This window comes from Candidatus Palauibacter sp., from assembly GCF_965208055.1.
GTDB lineage: Bacteria > Gemmatimonadota > Gemmatimonadetes > Palauibacterales > Palauibacteraceae > Palauibacter.
In genome coordinates, this window is sequence record NZ_CBDBNY010000003.1 from 1 (window position 1) to 19,007 (window position 19,007).

Sequence of the window (19,007 nt, forward strand, 5' to 3'; positions counted from 1 at the left end):
ATGTCGTCCTCCCACTGCCACGCCGTGCCCTTCGGCGACTCCACGATCTTCGGGGCTCTCTCCTTGTACTTCGATTCGATGCGGGACTGGATGATGTCGTGCGGATACCACACGAGGTCTATGTGGTTGTCCGCCGAGATGTACTTGTAATCGACGTCGCCTCCGCCCCGCAGCTCGCGCATGCTGGTGTTGCGCCGCCGCGCCGTTCCTCCAAGCTTGTCTGCCCGGACATTCTCTTCCGGCATAACGTGCTCCTTTCGTGCCGTGCGCGCCTTCCGCACGGAGCACGGGAATCGTAGGATTGGCAGAGGAGAGTGTCAAGGAAAACACGCCCTACCCGTCATTCCCGCGAAAGCGGGAATCTCGCCTGCCGTAGGGGCGGTTCGCGAACCGCCCTTCCCCCGTCGTTCCTGCGAAGGCAGGAACCTCGCCCCCACCTCTCCCTCGGGGAGAGGTAGACGCGCCTGCGCGGCGGGTGAGGGCCCCCACGCCCCGTAGGCCGTCACTCCCGCAAAGCGGAAATATCGCCATCGTAGGGGCGGTTCGCGAACCGCCCTCCCCAGAGGAGCACGCATATGCCCATCACCTACTCCACAACCGACATGCCGAACGCAGCCGAGGTCGCCAACCTCCTGCGCGCCGGTGGCTTCAACCGCCCCCTCGACGACCTCACGCGCGTGGAGCGCATGCTCCGCAACGCCGACGTCATCGTCACCGCGCGCGACGGCGATGCGCTCGTCGGCATCGTGCGCGGCCTCGCCGACTACGCCGTCTACGCCCTCGTGACGGAACTCGCCGTCGCCGCGCCCTACAAGCGCATGGGCATCGGACGCGAACTCCTCGGCCGCTTCCGCGAGGAGGCCGGCGAGGAGTGCACCATCATGCTCCACTCCAGCGAGGAAGGGCACGCCTTCTACGGCCACATCGGCTGGGACAACATCGACCGCACCTGGCGCCTCCCCCGCTCCCGCTGACCTGCCCCGCGTAGGGGCGGTTCGCGAACCGCCCTTCCCCGTCACTCCAGCGCTGGCGGGGTCTGTCATGTTGAGCGCAGCCGAAACATCTCTCGGGGAGCGTCCGTGCGCCACCGGCCTCAGCCGAGACAGACCTTGCACTCACCAACGTCGCGCTTTCCGGTAGCCCTCGCCCTGGCGTTCGCAGATTCACGGTCTGCGAACGGCCCGTGCCAGCGGTTGTCCGGCAAACGAGTGTCCTTCATTCCGCGCCCGTTGTTGCAGAAGCGGCATGTACCGAGGTGTACGCGCGCGTGATTCGTGGCGTCATCTTCATAGACCCAGTAACTCACCGGCACTCCCCTATTCTGTCCATCCGCTCATGGTGAGCTGTCGAATCATGTGAGTAACCCCTACCGCATCGTCCGCGAGAATAACGTCTCCGCACCTCTACCGTCGTTCCCGCCCCCTACCCGTCGTTCCTGCGAAGGCTCGCGCTTAGCGCGCAACCTCGCCCCCTCACCTCTCCCTCGGGGAGAGGTAGACGCGCCTGCGCGTCGGGTGAGGGCCCTACTCCACCCGCACGCGGCGGCGCTCTATGCGCGTCTCGGTCACGGCGGGCTTGATATCTTCCGCGAGGAACCGCTGGCACCGGGCGAGCTCATCGTCCTCGGGCGTGCGCCCAGACGACACCTCGGCTGCGGCGACGGCGGCGGCCATCTCGTCCCAGCAGTTGTAGCCGAAGCGCCTCTCGAACCGCGCCCACCCCACCGTGTCTATCCTCGTGACGGTGACGACCACGTCCCGCACCTCGTACCGGGGAACCCCGCCGCCCGACGGCGTGGCCGTAGGAGAGTCGGCGTGGCCGCCGCTCCCGTTGGCGTTCACCGCGCGCAACTGCGCCGTGTACGTCCTGCCGGGAGTCAGGCCGGTGACGGTGTGGGACGTCGTCCCGGGGCCGCTGCCGGGGATGCGTATCCACGTGCTTCCGTCGAGCGAGTACTCGTACCGGGTGATGCTGCTGTCGCCGGGGTTGTTCCAGCGCAGCGTGATGCTGCCCTCCCCCGCCGTTATGGTCAGCCCCGCCGGAACGGCGGGCGTGGAGGGAGTGGGCGGCGGTGTGGGCTGCGGCGTGGGCGGTGTGCCCCCGGTCTTCGCGGAGCCGTGGATGGCGATCCGGCGAGATGGCGTGACATTGGTCCAACTGCCAGTACTGGTTCGCAAGCGCCGATAGCTGTCGTCTGCGATGCTCCAACCCGCTGCCGCGCCGGAATCTTCGGCGTTCGAGTTCGTGAGCGTGAACTCGATGCTTGTATTGGACCCGGCGGCGGTGGTGTCCACGAACACGAAGTACGTCGTACTGGCGGTCAGGTCGATGCCCGAATGAGTGAAGGTGTTGATCCCTGTGACCACCGAAGACTGGGTAGTCAGCGTACCCAGACAACCGGTAGTGGAAGTGGGAGGCAAGCCGGAAGTCTCCGCGGAGCAGATGTTGACGGTGAACGTCGCGTCTGTCCCACTTCCAGAGCGTGACAGTGAAAGGTCCACTGCGGTCAGTTTGTACCCCTGCGTGTTGGAGCCGGTGGTGAACCCCTGGGCATGGTCCCAAGAAGTGATGGAACGTACTCCGTCGTTCGATTCCCCGGTGTTGCTGACGAGGGTGGGGTCGGTCTGGGCGCCCGCGGGCAGCGCGGTCAGCAGCAGGACCGCAAGGATGAGAAGCGGAACGAGGGCGAGGCGGCCCTCAGATTTCCAAAAATTCGGGGGGGGGGGGGGGGGGGGGGGGGGGGGGGTAGAATTGCACCGTCCTGACGGCGGCGCTGCCGGTGTCCAGCAGACTCGCAACGGGTGTCGACACCACGAATCCTCCTGGTTGCATTTCGGCTGGTGATTATACACATAGTCTAATGATTTAGGGGTGATATTCCAGCATTTTTGATGACGTTACGATGCCTTATTGGGGGCGGGGTCGGGGGTTTGGCCGGATCACCCCCTATCCTGTCCATCACGCCCTTCCGTCGTTCCTGCCCCTCTACCCGCCCTTTCCCGCGCCCCTTCCGCCATTCCCGCCCCCCGTCCGTCGTTCCTGCGAAGGCTCGCGCTTTAGCGCGCAACCTCGCCCCCCCTCACCTCTCCCTCGGGGAGAGGTAGACGCGCCTGCGCGTCGGGTGAGGGCCCCCTACGCCCCGTAGGCCGCCATTCCGGCGCCCCTTCCGTCATTCCCACGCCCTTCCGTCGTTCCTGCGAAGGCTCGCGCTTTAGCGCGCAACCTCGCCCCCACCCCTCCATCCGCTCATGGTGAGCCTGTCGAACCACGTGAGTAACCCCTACCGCATCGACCGCAGCGTCCGCGAGAACAACGTCTCCCATACGCCGTAGGCGAGGATGACGCTGCCCGCCGACGCAAGCGCGATGCGAGCATTGAACAACTCCGCCAGTCCCGTGATGCCGAGGATCGCCACGGGTATCAGGCCGCCCATCATCGCGTTCAGCGCCTGCACGCGGCCGCGCATCTCGTTCTCCGAGTAGGTCTGCAACGCCGCGAGGTGGACAACCGTCCGCCCGGAGTGGCCGATGCCGATGGGCAGCATGAGCAGCAGCGACAGCACGTACCAGCTCGATACCGCAAACCCGACCACGCCCGCGCCGAACAGCGTGAAGAAGCCGATCAGCAGCAGGCCCTTCCGCTGGAAGTCGCCCAGCGACGCCGCCGTCGTCGAGCCGAACAACGACCCCAGCCCGAAGAACGTGACGAGCAGCCCCACGCCGTCCGCCTCTATCTGGAGCAGGTCCTGCGCCAGCGGCAGCAGGTGCTGGAACGGCTGGCCGAACACGGTGATGACGAAGCCCGCCAGGATGAGGGTGCGGATAGGGGGCGCCTGCCACACGTAGCGGAAGCCCTCCAGCGGCGAGCTGCTGCGGTTCCGCCTGCGCGCGGCTCCCGCGCCCTGCACCGGCGTGAAGAACATCAGGCCCAGCCCCACGACGTACAGCACGACGATGAGGACGTACGCCCACTCCGCCCCTGCCCGCGCGAACAGCACGCCCGCCACCAGCGGCAGCAGCGTCCGGTTCGCGTTCTGCGACATCGTGTGCAGGCCCGTCGCATTCAGCAGGTGCCGCTCTTCCACCAGCCCGCCGATGATGGCACGGCGCGTCGGCGTGATGAACACCATCACGGAGCCCTGAAAGACCCCGATCACCATGACGTGCCACCACTCCAGCACGTCCATCGCGATGCCGACCGCCGTGATGCCCGCGAACACGGCCATCAACCCCGCCGCGACGATGAGGATGTTCCGCATCGAGACCCTGTCCGCGAGCGCTCCCGCGAAGGGCGACAGCACCAGCGACGGCGCGTTGTTCGCCGCAATCACGATGCCGAGGACGATGGGCGCGCGGTCCGCGAGGTCGTACGCGAGGAGGGGGCGCGCCAGCATCGTCGCCTGCATCGCGCCGAAGTAGAAGAGCATGGCGGTGAAGTAACTGCGATACGCGGGGGACTCCAGCGCGTCGAATGTCCGCGGCAGCCAGCGGCGGCGGCGACCCGTCGTTCCTGTGCCACTGGGATCCGTCGTTCCTGCGCCTCTGGGGTCCGTCGTTCCTGCGCCTCCGGGGTCCGTCGTTCCCGTGCCCCTGGGGTCCGTCGTTCCTGCGGAGGCAGGAACCTCGTCCCCCTGTTCCGCGCTCCGGGCGGGCTGCTGCTCCTCAACCATGCCGCGATGCTACCCGCACGCCCCACCCTTTGCCACAGGGGTGTGTCTCCCCTGCCCCCGTAGGGGCGGTTCGCGAACCGCCCCTACGACCGCCCGCGCGCCGCCTTCGCGGCAATGACGAACACACCGCACAACACCCCCTGGCTCCCATGTGACACGAGCCCCTTGCGCGAATGGCCACCCCTGCCGCACGATGGGCAGGGGACGGGCGCACTACCCCCTCCCGACACGCTTGTGGAAGGTGAACGGATGAGCAACGACACCCTGGGGCCCATGCAATCACCCAGACCTATCGCGCCAACCCGCCCGAAAGATGAGATTGCCCGCCTGGGCGACGAGATCTACGAGCGGGACATACGGTCGCAGGTCGAAGCCGACCACCACGGGGAGATCGTCTCCATCGACGTGGAAAGCGGCAATTGGGCCATCGGAAGCAGCATCCTTGAAGCGGTGGACCGTCTGCGCGCGCAGTGTCCGGACGCCATCGACGTCTGGTCCCTGCGGGTAGGCTACCGGGCGGTTCACAAGTTCGGCGGCAGGTCGCTGGGGGTCATCCAGTGGCGAATGCCTTCACTTCCGTCGCCATTGTGACACGAACCCCTTGCAGAACCGACTCACCTGCTGCATAATGGCTGGACAGCGCACATAGAGCGCATTTGACCCTTGCGGACGAGCCGCAGGAAGACCGCTGCCCCCTCAGCGAAGAGCACGAGGGGGCTTTTTGTGTTAACCCGGACCGTCATTCCCGCGCCTCACTCGTCATTCCCGCGAATGCGGGAACCCAGGGGGCTGATTTATCCGGGTGGAGAAGGTGGACCCGTGACAGAAGACCTCACACGATACGTGGACGACCCCGTCGGGTTCGTGGCAGACGTGCTCGGCGAGGCCGGGATGCCGTACTCGAAGCAGATCGAGATGCTGGAGGCGGTCGTGGAGCACCGCCGCGTCTCGGTCGTCGGGGCGAACGGCTGCGGCAAGGACTGGGCAGCCGCGCGAGCCGTGCTCTGGTGGATCGAGACGCGGCCGGACTCCAAGGTCGTCGTCACCGGACCCACGCAGCGGCAGGTCGAGGAGATCGTCTGGCAGGAGATGCGGGAGGCGTTCGCCGTGGCGGAGGAGCGCCTCGGCGGGAAGATGCTGGCCTCGAAGTACCGCATCGACGAGAAGCGGTTCGCCATCGGCTTCTCAACCAACAAGGCGTGCAACATCCAGGGCTTCCACTCGCCCAACCTGCTCGTCGTCGTCACCGAGGCCCACGCCATGCCCCAGGACCAGATCGACTCAATCAAGCGCCTCCACCCCAACCGGCTCCTCCTCGTCGGCAACGCCATGACGCTCGAAGGCGAGTTCTACGAGTCCCACCACTCCCGCCGCGCGCGCTACCACCGCATCAAGATATCCGCCTACGACACCCCCAACTTCACCGGCGAGAACGGCGGCGTGCCCGGCATGATCACCCCCGAGGACGCCGAGGAGCTCGCTCTCGACTGGTCGGAGGACCACCCCTCGTACGTCGCGGGCGTCCTCGCCGAGTTCCCCAACGCCCAGGAGGACTCCCTCGTCGGCCGCGACGCCGTCGAACACGCCATGGAGCGCTGGACCGATTGTCATTCCGAGCGGAGTGAGCGCCCACTGATTGTCATTCCGAGCGGAGTGAAGCGGAGTCGAGGAATCTCTCGGGTGCGAGTGCCACTGAGGACGAACGCTCCCTGAGAGATGTTTCGGCTGCGCCTCCGGCTTCGCTCAACATGACAACGCCCGGCATGACAACGCTGCCCCTCGACCCCAACGAGCCCGTGTACCTCGGCGTCGACGTCGGGCGGTTCGGCGCGGACAAGTCCGCCATCTGCGTGCGGCAGGGGCAGCGCGTCCACAGCCTCACCTCCTTCTCGCGCATGGACACGATGCGCCTCGTCTACGAGATTATCCGGACGCGGGAGGAGACCGGCGCGGAGGCCATCTTCGTGGACGAGGGCGGGCTCGGCGGCGGCGTCATCGACCGCCTGCGCGAACTCGGCGAGCCGGTCTACGGCGTCCACTTCGGCGGACGCGCGCCCCACCGCACCCGCTTCTTCAACACGCGCTCCGAGATCTTCTGGGAAGTGCGGATGCTGCTGAACGACGGGCTGATGGTCCTCCCGCCGGACGAGGAGCTCGCCGGTCAGCTCGTCTCCCTGCGCTACGACGTCTCCAGCTCCGGACAGGTGCGGCTGGAGGGCAAGCGGGAGATGCGCAAGCGCGGCCTCCCCTCGCCCGACAAGGCGGACGCCCTCGCCCTCGCCTTCCTCAAGCCGCCGTCCTTCGGCATCTGGACCGGCACGGAGCCCTTCCTGGACGACGACCTCCCGCTGTCGCGCCGCCTCCCGCGTCCGCAGTACGGCATCGGCTACGAGCTCCCGCGCCCATCGCTCTCCGAGCCCCCGGAACCCGGCGCCGGACCCGGCAGCGCCCCGCCCGCCGACGCCCCCGGCGACAGCAGCAGTCCTCCTGTCCCACGCATCCAGGTCTGGTGGTAGCGCGCCATGCCCTGTCATTTCGAGCGAAGCCGAGAAATCTCTCGGGAGGCGTCCCACCACCTCCGTCGTTCCTGCGGAGGCAGGAACCTCGCAGCCCGGTTCCGGTGGCCTGATGTAGGGGCGTCCCTCGTGGGCGCCCTTGCCTCCCCTCGCCCGATGGCGAGCGCGGACGCCCCCGCCTCAGCGGCGCGGCGGCAACTGGTCGTCGCCCGCGATCACATCGATGTCGAAGGCGTTGTTGAAGGCGGCCACGTACCGGTAGAGGCCGATGGTGCCGACGATGAGGATGAGCCAGTGCTGGCCGTGCCGCGCCATCAGGGAGTCGAACAGCGACTGCTCGACCCGGTTCGTGCGGCAGAGCTGGCGGGACAGTTCGATAACGTCGCGCTCGTCGTCGTCGAGGTGGCTGGCGTCGGCGCCGGTGCGGGCGGCGTCGATGGCGGCGTCACCCAGGCCCGCGGCGCGGGCGGTCGAGACGTGGACCGACCACTGGTAGGGAGCGTCGTCCTCGTAGGCGACGGCGAGGATGGCGAGCTCGTGCAGCGCAGGGCTGACGACGCTGTCGTCGTGCGTGTTCCGGAGCGTCGACAGGAAGCCCAAGGCGAGGCCGGGGCTCTGGAGCATGACCGCGAACGGCCCGCGGACGCGTCCACGTTCAGCGAGGACCGCGTCCCACTCGTGCTGCCGCTCCGGTGGGAGCTGGGCCTTGTCGGTGATGGGCGTGATGCGTGTCATGGCTCCCTCCGGAGGTGGGGTTGTCGGGGCCTACGGCGTGACAGGCCAGCAGCCTGCCACAGGATAGGCTTCATCGTCGCCGGGCCAGGGCGGCATGGTAACGATCACGAAGCTCAGCGGACGGTCGCCCGTTGCCCTGAACTGGAATTGTGCGCCAACGGGGATCGACAGGCTCCCGCCCGGAGCCACGTCCACGACCCGTTCCTCGCCGCCGTGCTTCCTCCACACCTGGCCTGTGCCCTCGAGGAAGTACCACACTTCCTCGACCGTCCGGTGGGCGACAGGCAATGACACCTCTCCCGGACCCAGGCTGCAGTGAACCATGCTCCCCCGGCCCGTCTCCGACATCAGCCGGATCTCCGAGCCGTCCGGCGCGAGGACGTCCCGTTCCGTGGGCAACTCCCTGTAGTCCAGTTCCTGTTTCATGCCGGTCGGCTCACTACCGCGAGCAATCATACCGCCCCGGTGCCGGCGGGACCGTATACGGCGGGCGCCCTCGCCCTCCCTTCCACCGTCGCGCCACCTCCCGCGCCTCCACTACGGAATCGACCAAGACCCTGCCACCCTCTATGCTCACCGACCCCGCCAACCACAAAAGGGGGATGGCGGGGACGCGCCGGGAGGACTTGGCGCGCCCCCGCATCCCCCAAGGTACAGCTCCAGCCGGCGACCGGCGAGTCCGATCCTGGTGGTGCTACTCAGGGACTGCGCGGGTCAGCCGCGCACCGCCAGTTCTGCCGCGTCCTTGTCACTCACGATCCTGATGACCTTGCTGGACGGGTCCTCCTCGGCTACACCGCGGATCGCCTTCCGCCCGTTCTTCAGGGTCACAACCTCCGGGTCCTTGATGGTCACCATCTTCTTCAGCTTCACCGAATATGCCGTCATCTCTACCATTTCCGTCTCCTTTCTACGGGGTTTCGTTTTCCGTGGCTTCCTGTATGGATGCTTCGTGTGAGTCCGGCTGGGTCAGATCGCATCGCTCAGCGAGCGGCCCAGCCGAGGCAGGGGGGTGCGCCGGGGAGGACTTCGGCGCACCCCCCAGGAGGGGGCTATTCAGTTGATAGAACATCAGGTCCACCAGGAAACTGGCATCGTTCGCGTCCAGGTCGACGAGCACTGCGTTGAACTCAGCGTCCGTCTCTTCGGGATCCAGCTGGTGCCCTGCCGCGTTGGCCGCGATAGTCGCGAGGTTGAACAGCTCATCCAGCTCGAACCCGTGCTGCTCCGGGTAGAGCTGCGTCGCAAAGCCGCCGTTGGCCGTCTGCTCCGAGCAGTCCGCGCACTTCTTGTCGCATGCTTCGCAGTCCAGCATATGATCTGCGTCGATGCGCTCTGGTTCGCCGTACCACTTCATCGCACGCCTCTCCTTCCCTCGCGGCGGCCGTATTCAGATTTGCGGCCGCCGTATCGCTTCGCTACCCGGTTACGAGCACTCCATCGCAATGCGGAGGCTGTTCAGGTTGTCGCGCATCAGGCCGAGGTAGTCTCCGTGTTCGTCCAGCTCAGTCTGGGTAACGCTCTCTATCGCGTGGATCTGGTAGATGCCGGCCCCCGTCTCATCCGCGAGCGCCTTCTCGTTCGCGCCGGAGAGCACGGGCTCGAGCAGCACCGCCGTGATGCCGAGCTCCTTGATGCGGTCGGCGATGGCGGCGAGACGCTGCGGCGACGGCTCTGGCTCCGGGGAGAGGCCAGCGATCCCGACCTGTTCCAGGTCGTAGGCCAGCGCGAGGTATGCGTATGCAGAGTGGGACGTGACGAACTCGCGGTGGGCGCACGAGCTGAGGCCCGTCTCGAACTCCGCGTGCAGCGCCCGGAGGTCTGCCGAGAGCGCGGCGAGGTTCGCCCGGTAGACGTTGGCTCCCTCGGGGTCCGCCTCGATCAGCGCCTCGGCTATGCGCTCCGCCTGGCTGATGGCGCGCAGCGGGTCGAGCCAGAAGTGCGGGTCGTACTCCCCATGGCCGTGGTCGTCCTCATCGCCATGCTCATCCTCGTCTTCATGGCCGTGCTCATCCTCGTCTTCATCGCCATGCTCGTCCTCTTCCTCATGGCCGTGCTCGTCTTCGTCCTCATGGCCCTCGCCTTCACCGAGGGTGCCAACGAAGGCGAGGCCAGAGGGCGAACCGCCGATGTCCCACGTCTCCTCCACTTCGAGGTGTTCGAGGTCGAGCGCGATGACCTCACCCAGGCCCGGGTTCGTGATGAACATCGTCTCGCCGACGATGGTGAGACTGGGCCGCCCGCCCTCGCCCGGGTCCATGACGTGGAGGTGCGTGATCTCATCGCCGTCGTGGGCATCCAGCACGTGGAGTTCGCCTTCGGAGGTGAGCAGGTAGAGGCGCTCCGCGTGCGCGCCGATGCCGCCAGCCGCGACCGCCTCGCTGAAGACCCGCCGGAACTCGCCCGTCTCCGGGTCGATCAGCCAGATGCCGTCGTTGGCGAAACCCTGACCGTCGAAGTAGGAGGCGCGTCCGAAGAAATGGTGCAGCTCGTCGTGTCCGAAGAAGGAGCCGATCCGCGAGTCCTCGCGCATCCCGGGCGGATTCTCGATGAAGTCGTGGTCGTAGCTGTCGCCGTGCGGGTGCAGGAAGAGCACTCCGCCGACGCAGCCGAAGATGGCGCCTTCCTCGTTGTGTATCTCGCCGTGCATGCCGGGGCAGGAACGGTTGCTGGCGTCATAGACGACTTCGCCGTCCAGGTTGAGGACCTCAACGCCGACGGGCAGGCTGTCGTCCGAGTTCTCGGGGTAGTCGGGGTTCTTCGTGGTCACGATGAACTCGTCGGGGGAGATTGCCAGGGCAGCGCCGTGCTGCGGGCCGGTTTCGAACACGATCGGCTGGTAGTCGCCCTGCGTGCTGGAAAGCTCGTCCTCGTTGTAGAGGTAGACGTAGCCTTTAGCGTCGGCGAACACTGCCGTCCAGCCGTAGGTGTTGACGAAGTGGATCGGCCGTTCAACCGTCGCTACATGGGGATGACGCGAGACCGGCTCACGCACGAGGTCGAAGTGGTCGCCGTGCTCCTGGAGGAAGATGCCGCCGTCGAAGATGTGGATGCCGTCATCCGCCTCACCCGGGCCCCGGGCGAGGACGAAGGCGTAGCGGTGCGTCGGGCTGGGGTAGATCGCGGCCGGCGGAGCACTGATCTCGAAGGCGCCAACGTCCACCTCCTCCGTCGAGAGGTCGATCACTGAGAGGTGTTGCGCATCGAGGTCCGCGACCAGCAGGCGTCCGTCAAAGGCCGACTCGCCTTCGTCGCCGTGCTCGCCCTCTTCCATGTGGCCGTGCTCGTCTTCTTCCATGTGGCCGTGTGGGTCTGCGCCTTCCTCGAGGGGCAGCGCCGCCTCCGGGAACGCAGCCTCGACCACGATGCCGGAGAGGTCGTCGCCCAGAGACTCGATCGCACGATCCAGCCAGGGCAACAGCGTGAGGCCGTTCGTCACTACGACGTCGGCCTCGGCGATCGTGAGGAGGTCGCTCGCCGTGAGTTCGAATCCGTGGGCCTCGGTGCCGGGCTGCACGATGGTCTCGACTTCCACCCGGTCGCCGCCGATGCGTTCGGTGAAGTACTGCATCGGGTAGATGCTCGCGACCACGTTCAGTGGCTCGGAGGGGACACTGGTGGGGGTGTTGGCAGGCCCGAGGGCGCTGGTGGGAGTGTTCGTAGGCTCGGGCTCATCCGAGCAGGCCGCTATCGCCAGGGCCAGGGCCGTGACGATGAGCAGCAGAAACACACTAGTAATACCTCGTCTCATTCTATCGCCTCCATAAGGGGCTACATGGTCCGTGCACAGGGATACCTGCGCGGCCTTTGCCGCGCAACTGCATCCAGCGCGAGTCAATGATGCAGTTTCAGCCCGGTGCTCGAACGGCGTGATGGCATAGATGGAACCAAACGCGTCTACATATTGTCAATACTTTGTATCAATACCAGCGAAGATGATACCAGCCCGAACCCCGCCGTTCCCGGATGGGACGGGCGGTTGGCGGCCGCTGGGGCTCACGGATGGGTCCTGTTGATCTTCCAGTCCGGGAGCATGCCCACAGGACTGTACACCGCCGGACGCCCGGCTTATGCTCGCGGCGTTGGCGCTCCGAGTGTCGAGTCGAAGTCGGGGAAGGAGTTGAGCCGATGGCTGTGGTCGATGCCGACACGCACGTGGACGAATGCGAAGAGACGTGGCACTACATGCCGCCCGAGGACGCGCGCTACAAGCCGGTCACGGTCGTCCCCACCGAGGACATGGGCGACGGCGCTCCCGCCCCCGGCTACACGAGACACTGGCTCATCGGCAGCAACCTGTCGATCCGCCGCATCCGCGACGACCGGCGCACCGGCACGACCATCGACGCCCGCGAGCTGAGGAACGTCGAGACCCGCCTGCGGCACATGGACGAGATGGGCGTGGACGTCCACGTCATGTACCCCACGATGTTCCTCACCTACCTGACGAACGACCCGCACGCCCAGACCGCCATCTGCAAGAGCTACAACCGCTGGATGGCCGACAGGTCCGCCGAGAGCAACGGACGCCTCCGCTGGGTGGCGGTGCTGCCGATGCTGGACATCGAGGCCGCGGTGGATGAGGTCCGCTGGGCGAGCGAGCACGGGGCCTGCGGGGTCTTCAAGCTGGCCACGGAGCTGGGCAGGCGGGTGACCGACCCCTACTTCTACCCCGTCTACCAGGAGGCGAACGACCTCGATCTTGCGCTCTGCATGCACACCAGCTCGGGCGACCCGCCCGCCGGCAGCAGCGCGCCGCTCCTCGGCGACGGGGTCACCGGCACCAACGTCATCGACGCGTTCCACGCCATCGTCTTCTCCGGCCTCGCGTTCAGGTTCCCCCGGCTGCGGTTCGGCTTCATCGAGGCGGGCTCGTCCTGGATCCCGTTCGTGGTCGACAGGCTCTACGCCCGCCGGGAGCGCATGGCGTGGGCATACAGGACGTTCACCTACTCGGACGACCTGAGCGACCTCTTCCACGAGCACCGGCTCTACGTGACCTGCCAATCGCAGGAGGACATCCCGTACCTCCTGACATTCGGCACCGAGGACCACCTGATGATCGGCACCGACTACTCGCACGCCGACCTGTCGGCTGAGATCGGCGCCATAGACATCCTGCGGCGCAGGGCCGACGAGGGAGAGTTCAGCCAAACCGCGAAGCGGAAGATCCTCGAGGACAACCCCAGGACGTTCTACGGTCTGTAACGTCGGCCTCCCGAGGGGGCGGTTCGCGAACCGCCCCTACACCCAGGGGACGAGGTTCCTGCCTTCGCAGGGACGGCCCAGGGCCTTGTCAGGCCGTGTACGGGAATGAAAATGGGGAAGCGACAGGACGCGTCCCCGGTAGGGGCAGGTTTGAAACCTGCCCCTACACCACCCTGGATTCCCGCCGGTGGCGCGCTGAAGCGCGGGAATGACGGTGGAAACATGAACGAACGAGGGAGGCTAGAATCCCGCCCATGACTACGACAACACCAGACGCCAGCACCCCCTACACCGGGCAATCGATCCCCCGCTTCGAGGACGACCGCCTGCTTCGCGGCAACGGCGAGTTCATCGCCGACATGGCGCTTCCGGACATGGTGCACGCGGCTATCGTCCGCAGCCCGCACGCGCATGCGCGCATCGAGCGCATCGACGCGAGCGAGGCGCTGGCGATGCCCGGCGTACTTGCCGTCATCACGTCGGACGACGTGGAGGAAGGCGCGGTGCTGGAGAGCATCGGCAGGCCGGGGATGCAGATCAACCGGGGTGGCGCGCACCCCATCCTTGCGCTGGGGCGGGCGCTCTACGCCGGGCAGGCTGTCGCAGCCGTCGCAGCGGAAACGGCCGCGCAGGCCACCGACGCCGCGGCGCGCGTCGAGGTCGTCTACGAGCCGCTGGAGGCCATCAACGACCTGCAGCGTGCAGCGGACGGCGACTATCCCACGCTCCATCCTGTGATCGGGTCGAACGTCGGAGCGTCGCAGCGCTCGGGAGGAGGCGACGTGGACGGCGCGTTCGCAGCCGCCGACCGGGTCGTCTCTGCCTCGTTCGTCATCCCGCGCCTCGCGCCGATGCCGATGGAGGGCCGGGGCTGCATCGCGAGTTTCGACGCGTCCGGCGACCTCACGTTCTGGTCGTCCAACCAGTCGCCGCACGACACGCAGCACCACATCGAGGAGGCGCTGACGATGCCGGGCCACGTGCGCGTCATCACGCCGGACGTGGGCGGCGGCTTCGGGCACAAGCACCATGTCTACCCCGAGGAGGCCGCGGCCATCATCCTCGCGATGCGCCTCAGCCGCCCCGTGAAGTGGGTGGAGGACAGGAGCGAGAACATCCACTCGTCCCACGCTCGCGGGCTGGAGGCGCACGTGGAGGCCGCGGTCAAGAACGACGGCCAGATACTCGGACTCAGGGGGCGCTTCCTGTCGGACCTCGGCGCGTACTGGATCAATGGCGCGTTCACGTCGCCGGACAACGCGGTGAAGCGCTTCACCGGTCCGTATCACGTGCCCGCCTTCGACGGCGAGCAGGTCTGCCTGATGACGAACCGGCCTCCCATCACCTCGTACCGGGGCGCGGGACAGCCGGAGGGCACGTTCTGCATGGAGCGGATGATGGACCTCGTCTCGGAGAAACTGGGCATCGACCCCGTCGTCGTGCGGCGCCGGAACCTCATACCGCCGGACCAGTTCCCCTACACGACGATGTCCGGCACACCGTACGTGGACGGCGACTACGAGCCGGTGCTCGACCGGGCGCTCGAGGTCGCGGGGTACGGCGACCTGCTGGCGCGGCGCGACCGCGAGCGGCAGGAGGGCCGCACGGTCGGGCTTGGCATCGCGTTGTCAACGAAGGGCTCAGGCGGCACGGGCGGCGACGCCGCGCGCTCCAGCGCCGCAGCGGTCGACATCGATGCGGACGGCCACGTTCGCCTGACGACCGACATCTCGCCGCACGGGCAGGGGAACGCGACAACCTTCGCGCAGATAACGGCTGACGTGCTCGGCGTATCGCCGGACGACATCACCGTGAAGCACGGCGACAGTGACGCCATCCAGCCATTCGGCCCCGGCGCGGGCACCTACGCCAGCCGGGGGCTCGTCATCGGCGGGCACGCCGTCTACCAGACCGCGTGCCAGGCGCGCGACAAGCTGTTGGACGCGGCATCGCACCTGCTCGAAACGCCTGCGGACGACGTGACGCTCGAAGGCGGTGCGGCCGTCTCGCGATCGGACCCGGCGCGGTCCGTGCCGCTCGGCAGGCTCGCCGGGATGGCGGGGGATGCGGACGGCGGGTTCCGGCACTACTCGACCTTCACGCTGCCGCCGGGGAGTTTCGCGTTCGCCACGCACATCGCGTATGTCGAGATCGACCCGGACTCGGGCGACGTGCGCGCCCGGGACTTCGTTGCCGTGCACGACGTGGGGAACCTCATCAACCCGATCATCGTGGAGGGGCAGATACACGGGGGCGTCGTGCAGGGGTTCGGCGAGGCGATGTGCGAAGCCGTCTCCTACGCGGACGACGGACGCCCGCGCGAGTGGTCTTTCATGGACTACGCGATGCCGCTTGCAGAGGACCTGCCGCACATGGTGGTCGAGACGCACGCGACAGAGGCGAGGAACGGCGCGCTCGGCGTGCGCGGCATCGGCGAGATGCCGTCCTGCGCCAGCCCCGCCGCGCTCGCCAACGCCGTCCACGACGCGCTGCGGCAGATCGGCGCGCCGATGGTGGACATCCCGTTCACGGCGGAGCGGGTCTGGCGCGCCACGCGGCAGGCGTCACGGTAGGTCACAAGACCGACGCGGATTCTCTCACAGTAAGGGTTGCAATCCGCGCATGAGGGGAACACTATAGGGCCATGAGAGTAGGCGAGTTCGAGATACAAGAGCCTCTGCCGGAGTTGCGGTCGCCGCACATCATCGCGTCGTTGACGCCGTGGATCGACGCCGGCAGCGTCGGGTCGCTGAGCATCGAGCGGCTGGAGCGCTATATGCGCGCCCGTGACTTGGGCTCGCTCGCGAAGCCGGGGCACTTCTTCGACTTCACGCGCTACCGGCCGGTCGTCTACTTCGAGGACGGCAAGCGCAAGATGCGCGTCCCCAACGCCGACCTGCGCTGGGCCACCGGCCTCGGCAGCCACGACTTCATCTTCCTGCACATGCTGGAGCCGCACTCCAACGCTGAGGAGTACATCGAGGCGTTGGTGGAAGTCATCTCCTACCTGAACGTGGACCGTTTCTGCCGGATCGGCGCGATGTACGACGCCGTTCCCCACACGCGCCCGCTCCTCGTCATGGGAACGCTCAACGGCGAACCCCTGCAGAACGTGGAGGGAGTCGAGGGCAACCGGCGCAGGCCGTACCAGGGCCCGACGTCCATCATGAACATGGTCGGCGACCGCATCAGTGCGAGCGGAGTCGACAACATGATGCTCATGTGCAGGCTCCCCCACTACGTGGAACTGGAAGCCGACTTCGCGGGACGCTCGAAGATGCTCCAGGTGCTCTCCACGCTCTACGGCTTTCCCGCCGAGTACGCCGCCAGCCAGCGCGACACCCAGCAGTACGCGCGCGTCACCTCCGAGATGCAGCGCAACGCCCAGGTGAAGTCGCTCGTCGAACGGCTGGAGTCGGACTACGACGCCCGGCGCGGCAGGCGCCAGCAGGAGCGGCAGTCCGAGGAGAAGAAGGAGCTTCCACCGCTCCCACCCTCCGTCGAGGAGTTCCTCGGCAAACTGACCGGCCCCGGCGAAGAAGAGAGCAGCTAGCCCCTTGGAGCAGCCGCTCCCCGGCCAGGCGCGCCGTTCGTCACGCCCGCAGGTGTAGCCCTCGTCATGCCCCGGGTGAGAAGCACCCTCATACCCGCGCTGATCGTCATCCTGGTTCTGGGGGTCGGTGGTACGGCAGCCGTCGTCCTGCTGGTCAACGCTTCCAGGCCTGCCGAGGGGACAGTGGAAGCGCTCAAGAAGAACGTCAGCCCGGAGAGGCCGCTGGTCACAGTGTTCGAAACGTTCCAGAGAGGCGGTCACAAGAAGACCTACGGCAACAACTACGGCGCTGGCGACATCGGGGAGTACATCGTCGTTTACCCTGAGTGGGTGAAAACGAAGACCGTCATCACGCCCGACAGCGACGGACTGGTGGTGGGCATGACCGCAGAGACATGGAGCGCCGACGGGACGCCTCCCGTCGTGCGGTCGCTCTTCGACGATTCTGTGGTCACCGGCCTGCCGGAACCAGACCTCAGGATGCCGGTTAGAGAACCGTGGGACCTCATCGGATGGATGAACGCCCAACTCGATTTCCCCGCCCATGTCGAGGAGTGGGGGTACGCCTACGCTGGCGAGTCCACGCTGCACGGCCAACCGAGCGTCCGCTATGAGTATCGTTCACGCGTGTCGCTCCGCGTGCTGGAATTCGTCGAGGCGAACCCGCTTCTCAACCGGCAAAGCCACTACTCGATTCTGGACAACGGCGAACTCGTTCTCGATTATCAGGACACCGTCATGTCTGTAAGCGCGGGGGAGCCGACAGCGGTACCCGGCGTGGGAACGGGCGAAGGGGGCTGATTATCACGACACGGCAGGCGCGCAGTCCGTCACGCCCCTACTACGGATGGGTCATCGTTGCGGCCCTCGGCGTTGCCGGGGGCGCCAGCATGTTCGTGGGCATCGGCAACTTCGGCATCTTCGTCGCGCCCATGAGCGAGGAGCTGGGCCTCGGGAACAGCGCGTTCGGCTGGGCGCTGTCGGCGCGGCTCTTCGGTTTCGCGCTCTCAGGCCCGTTCATCGGACGCCTCCTCGACAGCCGCGGCTCCCGCGTGCCGCTTGCGGTGGCCGGCCTCATGCTCGGCGGCGCAGCAGCGTCGATGAGCCTCATCAACTCGGGCTGGCAGATGATCGGACTCGCGCTGTTCAGCGGGATGATGGGGTTCTGGGGCAGCAGCACGCTCTTCCTCACCATCCCCATCGCCAAGTGGTTCGTCCGCAAGCGCGGACGCGCCATGTCGGTCTTCTTTCCCAGCATCCCCTTCGGCATCGGCATCTCCAGCCCGATCACGCAGTTGCTGGTCGACACCGTGGGTTGGCGCGACGCATGGTTCATCCTCGGCATCATCGGCGGGCTCTCCATCGCCGCCGTCTCCCTGGCGTTCGTCCGCAACAAGCCGTCGGACCTCGGCCTGCTCCCCGACGGTGAGTCCGCCTCGCTCGATTCCAACGAACGCGCGCGGAGGGAGCGCCGCCTCGAATACTCGTGGACCGTCCGGCAGTCGATGCGCACCGGCGCCTTCTGGCGCATCAGCGTGGCCTTTGGACTGCTCATGGCCGCGATGGGCACCGTGGGTGTGTTCTGGGTCGCATTCCTGCGATCGCTGGACATCTCCCCGCAGGTAGCCGCGCTTGCATTCTCTGTGCAGGCGTTCACCCAGGTCGCCTCGGCCATCGTCATCGCGCCGTGGATGGACCGTATGCAGCCCCGCTACGTGGCGATGGGCGGATTCGCAAGCGTGGCAGCGGGGATGCTCGTCGCCGCGGTAGCCAGCACCACCTGGCACGGGTTCGCAGGGGCCGCGCTGGCAGGCGTCGGGCTCGGGGCGGGGATGCTCACGCAGACGCACATCTGGCCCGCCTACTACGGGCGCGATCACATCGGCGCGGTGCGCGGCGCCGCGACGCCGATCACGCTGATCATGACCGGCATCGGCACGCCCGTACTCGGGATCCTATTCGACCTTACGAGCTTCACCATGGGCTGGCTTGCAGCGGCGGGCGCCCTGTCTGCAGGGTTCTTGCTGTTGGCGCTGTCACCGAAGCCACGGACGCCGCAGTAGGGGCCTCACCCCGCCCTGTTCACCCCCCATCCTGACCTTCCCCCATCGTGGGGGAAGGAAATGGGGAGGCGCTGGCCGACAGTGAGGGTATGCGGAACGGGGCGTACGGGCGGGCATCAGCTCGCAGTACCCTCACCTCAACCCTCTCCCCTTGTAGAGACCTTTGCGTAATTGCCTTCAGCGCAGCGCGGCTCTTCCCACCCACCCGCCCCTACGCCCTTCGGCAGGCTCAGGACAGGCTTGGGGGACACCCCCACACCGGC

16 protein-coding genes and 1 pseudogene are annotated in these 19,007 nt (G+C 67.0%); 9 read left to right on the plus strand and 8 right to left on the minus strand.

Going from position 1 to position 19,007, the window contains the following annotated elements; translation table 11 throughout:
• Positions 1 to 245 (minus strand): annotated as a pseudogene (locus ACOGXI_RS00255) (hypothetical protein); the annotation flags it as partial.
• Positions 246 to 575: 330 nt separating this feature from the next.
• On the opposite strand from ACOGXI_RS00255, the gene ACOGXI_RS00260 reads away from it, so the two are divergent.
• Positions 576 to 974 carry a GNAT family N-acetyltransferase gene (locus ACOGXI_RS00260; RefSeq protein WP_419936912.1) on the plus strand — a complete coding sequence of 133 codons (399 nt, stop codon included), beginning with the start codon at positions 576 to 578 and terminating at the stop codon, positions 972 to 974.
• A gap of 549 nt (positions 975 to 1,523) precedes the next feature.
• Here the strand turns inward: ACOGXI_RS00260 and ACOGXI_RS00265 are convergent.
• Both ACOGXI_RS00265 and ACOGXI_RS00270 read right to left on the minus strand, forming a co-directional pair.
• The gene (locus ACOGXI_RS00265) at positions 1,524 to 2,852 is read right to left on the minus strand and encodes a choice-of-anchor R domain-containing protein (protein WP_419936913.1); all 1,329 of its coding nucleotides are present in this window, start codon (positions 2,850 to 2,852) and stop codon (positions 1,524 to 1,526) included.
• A 428-nt stretch (positions 2,853 to 3,280) separates the two neighbouring features.
• Positions 3,281 to 4,669: an MFS transporter gene (locus ACOGXI_RS00270; RefSeq protein ID WP_419936914.1), complete on the minus strand. Its 1,389-nt coding sequence runs from the start codon at positions 4,667 to 4,669 to the stop codon at positions 3,281 to 3,283.
• A 249-nt stretch (positions 4,670 to 4,918) separates the two neighbouring features.
• Between ACOGXI_RS00270 and ACOGXI_RS00275 the strand changes: the two genes are divergently transcribed.
• The 3 genes from ACOGXI_RS00275 (at position 4,919) to ACOGXI_RS00285 (ending at position 7,185) form a co-directional block, all read left to right on the plus strand.
• Positions 4,919 to 5,260, plus strand: a complete 342-nt coding sequence (locus ACOGXI_RS00275; RefSeq protein ID WP_419936915.1) for a hypothetical protein — start codon at positions 4,919 to 4,921, stop codon at positions 5,258 to 5,260.
• 228 nt (positions 5,261 to 5,488) lie between these two features.
• Positions 5,489 to 6,382 carry a terminase large subunit domain-containing protein gene (locus tag ACOGXI_RS00280; RefSeq protein WP_419936916.1) on the plus strand — a complete coding sequence of 298 codons (894 nt, stop codon included), beginning with the start codon at positions 5,489 to 5,491 and terminating at the stop codon, positions 6,380 to 6,382.
• A gap of 50 nt (positions 6,383 to 6,432) precedes the next feature.
• Positions 6,433 to 7,185, plus strand: a complete 753-nt coding sequence (locus ACOGXI_RS00285; RefSeq protein WP_419936917.1) for a hypothetical protein — start codon at positions 6,433 to 6,435, stop codon at positions 7,183 to 7,185.
• Between the two features lie 180 nt (positions 7,186 to 7,365).
• On the opposite strand, the gene ACOGXI_RS00290 is transcribed toward ACOGXI_RS00285, so the two are convergent.
• The 5 genes from ACOGXI_RS00290 to ACOGXI_RS00310 all read right to left on the minus strand — a co-directional run bounded on the left by ACOGXI_RS00290 (position 7,366) and on the right by ACOGXI_RS00310 (position 11,671).
• The gene (locus tag ACOGXI_RS00290; RefSeq protein WP_419936918.1) at positions 7,366 to 7,920 is read right to left on the minus strand and encodes a carboxymuconolactone decarboxylase family protein; all 555 of its coding nucleotides are present in this window, start codon (positions 7,918 to 7,920) and stop codon (positions 7,366 to 7,368) included.
• Positions 7,921 to 7,950: 30 nt separating this feature from the next.
• Positions 7,951 to 8,346 (minus strand): cupin domain-containing protein, encoded by a 396-nt coding sequence (locus ACOGXI_RS00295; RefSeq protein ID WP_419936919.1) that lies wholly within the window; start codon positions 8,344 to 8,346, stop codon positions 7,951 to 7,953.
• A gap of 288 nt (positions 8,347 to 8,634) precedes the next feature.
• On the minus strand, positions 8,635 to 8,817 hold the full coding sequence (locus tag ACOGXI_RS00300) for a hypothetical protein (RefSeq protein WP_419936920.1): 183 nt from the start codon (positions 8,815 to 8,817) through the stop codon (positions 8,635 to 8,637).
• Positions 8,818 to 8,830: 13 nt separating this feature from the next.
• Entirely contained in the window at positions 8,831 to 9,277 is a 447-nt protein-coding gene (locus ACOGXI_RS00305) for a hypothetical protein (protein WP_419936921.1), read from the minus strand.
• 69 nt (positions 9,278 to 9,346) lie between these two features.
• On the minus strand, positions 9,347 to 11,671 hold the full coding sequence (locus ACOGXI_RS00310) for a metal ABC transporter solute-binding protein, Zn/Mn family (RefSeq protein WP_419936922.1): 2,325 nt from the start codon (positions 11,669 to 11,671) through the stop codon (positions 9,347 to 9,349).
• 377 nt (positions 11,672 to 12,048) lie between these two features.
• Between ACOGXI_RS00310 and ACOGXI_RS00315 the strand changes: the two genes are divergently transcribed.
• The 5 genes from ACOGXI_RS00315 to ACOGXI_RS00335 all read left to right on the plus strand — a co-directional run bounded on the left by ACOGXI_RS00315 (position 12,049) and on the right by ACOGXI_RS00335 (position 18,744).
• Positions 12,049 to 13,128 (plus strand): amidohydrolase family protein, encoded by a 1,080-nt coding sequence (locus ACOGXI_RS00315; RefSeq protein ID WP_419936923.1) that lies wholly within the window; start codon positions 12,049 to 12,051, stop codon positions 13,126 to 13,128.
• Between the two features lie 254 nt (positions 13,129 to 13,382).
• Positions 13,383 to 15,701 (plus strand): xanthine dehydrogenase family protein molybdopterin-binding subunit, encoded by a 2,319-nt coding sequence (locus tag ACOGXI_RS00320; RefSeq protein ID WP_419936924.1) that lies wholly within the window; start codon positions 13,383 to 13,385, stop codon positions 15,699 to 15,701.
• A gap of 71 nt (positions 15,702 to 15,772) precedes the next feature.
• Entirely contained in the window at positions 15,773 to 16,681 is a 909-nt protein-coding gene (locus tag ACOGXI_RS00325; RefSeq protein WP_419936925.1) for a PAC2 family protein, read from the plus strand.
• A gap of 66 nt (positions 16,682 to 16,747) precedes the next feature.
• On the plus strand, positions 16,748 to 17,482 hold the full coding sequence (locus ACOGXI_RS00330) for a hypothetical protein (RefSeq protein WP_419936926.1): 735 nt from the start codon (positions 16,748 to 16,750) through the stop codon (positions 17,480 to 17,482).
• An 89-nt stretch (positions 17,483 to 17,571) separates the two neighbouring features.
• Positions 17,572 to 18,744, plus strand: coding sequence for an MFS transporter (locus ACOGXI_RS00335; RefSeq protein ID WP_419936927.1), 1,173 nt, complete (start codon positions 17,572 to 17,574; stop codon positions 18,742 to 18,744).
• Positions 18,745 to 19,007 lie beyond the last annotated feature (263 nt).

Excerpts from the sequence above, each read along its gene's own strand:
- ACOGXI_RS00325 (WP_419936925.1), top strand. The coding sequence starts at position 15,773 with ATGAGAGTAGGCGAGTTCGAGATACAAGAGCCTCTGCCGGAGTTGCGG.
- ACOGXI_RS00315 (WP_419936923.1), top strand. The coding sequence starts at position 12,049 with ATGGCTGTGGTCGATGCCGACACGCACGTGGACGAATGCGAAGAGACG.
- ACOGXI_RS00275 (WP_419936915.1), top strand. The coding sequence starts at position 4,919 with ATGAGCAACGACACCCTGGGGCCCATGCAATCACCCAGACCTATCGCG.
- ACOGXI_RS00270 (WP_419936914.1), bottom strand. The coding sequence starts at position 4,669 with ATGGTTGAGGAGCAGCAGCCCGCCCGGAGCGCGGAACAGGGGGACGAG.
- ACOGXI_RS00260 (WP_419936912.1), top strand. The coding sequence starts at position 576 with ATGCCCATCACCTACTCCACAACCGACATGCCGAACGCAGCCGAGGTC.
- ACOGXI_RS00330 (WP_419936926.1), top strand. The coding sequence starts at position 16,748 with ATGCCCCGGGTGAGAAGCACCCTCATACCCGCGCTGATCGTCATCCTG.
- ACOGXI_RS00300 (WP_419936920.1), bottom strand. The coding sequence starts at position 8,817 with ATGGTAGAGATGACGGCATATTCGGTGAAGCTGAAGAAGATGGTGACC.
- ACOGXI_RS00305 (WP_419936921.1), bottom strand. The coding sequence starts at position 9,277 with ATGAAGTGGTACGGCGAACCAGAGCGCATCGACGCAGATCATATGCTG.
- ACOGXI_RS00290 (WP_419936918.1), bottom strand. The coding sequence starts at position 7,920 with ATGACACGCATCACGCCCATCACCGACAAGGCCCAGCTCCCACCGGAG.
- ACOGXI_RS00335 (WP_419936927.1), top strand. The coding sequence starts at position 17,572 with ATGTTCGTGGGCATCGGCAACTTCGGCATCTTCGTCGCGCCCATGAGC.
- ACOGXI_RS00310 (WP_419936922.1), bottom strand. The coding sequence starts at position 11,671 with ATGAGACGAGGTATTACTAGTGTGTTTCTGCTGCTCATCGTCACGGCC.
- ACOGXI_RS00295 (WP_419936919.1), bottom strand. The coding sequence starts at position 8,346 with ATGAAACAGGAACTGGACTACAGGGAGTTGCCCACGGAACGGGACGTC.
- ACOGXI_RS00320 (WP_419936924.1), top strand. The coding sequence starts at position 13,383 with ATGACTACGACAACACCAGACGCCAGCACCCCCTACACCGGGCAATCG.
- ACOGXI_RS00285 (WP_419936917.1), top strand. The coding sequence starts at position 6,433 with ATGACAACGCTGCCCCTCGACCCCAACGAGCCCGTGTACCTCGGCGTC.